Origin of the sequence: Aquamicrobium segne (assembly GCF_042656785.1) — a bacterium.
In the GTDB taxonomy this organism is placed as follows: Bacteria; Pseudomonadota; Alphaproteobacteria; order Rhizobiales; family Rhizobiaceae; genus Mesorhizobium; species Mesorhizobium segne.
This window is the reverse complement of record NZ_JBHSLL010000073.1, coordinates 1-644: the sequence shown is the minus strand read 5'-3', so window position 1 is coordinate 644 and position 644 is coordinate 1. Positions and strand designations below refer to the sequence as shown.

Sequence of the window (644 nt, the reverse complement as noted above, 5' to 3'; positions counted from 1 at the left end):
GCCAGATACTTGTCGATGCCACGCAGACCGAGCAGGTAGCAGGCGCAGCGGTCCTGCATCTCGGCATCAAACAGGGCCGACGGTGAAAGCTTGAGCGTCTTTCGAATTGCCCGCAGCGTAGTGCGAACAATCTGGTAGCGGCCAAGCGCTGATGAGTTAAAGCGGTTTTGCGGGTGCTTCAGCATCCTCGTCTGCAGCGCATCAACCTCCTGCAATGTCATGGAAACAAGATCGACGTTGCCGCCGGTGAAGGCACCATAGGCGAGCGTTTCGTTGTATCCCCGCTTTCTGTCGGAGCCCTCAGCATGTCCGATCAGATCCAATAGCGGGCGGTAGACATGATATTTGTCGCGCGTAGCATCCTGCGCCGCGCTTTGAGGCGTGATCGTGGTCATGATTGATATCCTTGGTAGGATGATGCCGGCGGCTCAGGTGACGCCGGCCTCGATCAGCATTTCGAGGAGGCCCGGATCATCACGGGAGCGCCGTGGCTGCTCGCGGATGTTGAACATTTCCCCGGTTCTCGCATCTACAATGCGATCCGAGGGCAAGATGGTCAGTGCCTGTGCGCTGATGCGAATGGTGAGGATTGCTGGCTGCTTCGCGGTCAGCCGTGCAGCAATGACGGTCTCGCCACCACGCAT

Annotated in this window: 1 protein-coding gene and 1 pseudogene; both read right to left on the bottom strand. The window is 58.5% G+C overall.

Annotation, left to right across the window (positions count from 1 at the left end; translation table 11 throughout):
• Nucleotides 1-395 (bottom strand): lysozyme family protein (locus tag ACFPLB_RS17525; protein ID WP_465251484.1); only part of this gene is annotated, 395 nt, incomplete at its 3' end.
• A 33-nt stretch (nucleotides 396-428) separates the two neighbouring features.
• A pseudogene (locus ACFPLB_RS17520) lies at nucleotides 429-644 on the bottom strand (head-tail adaptor protein); the annotation flags it as partial.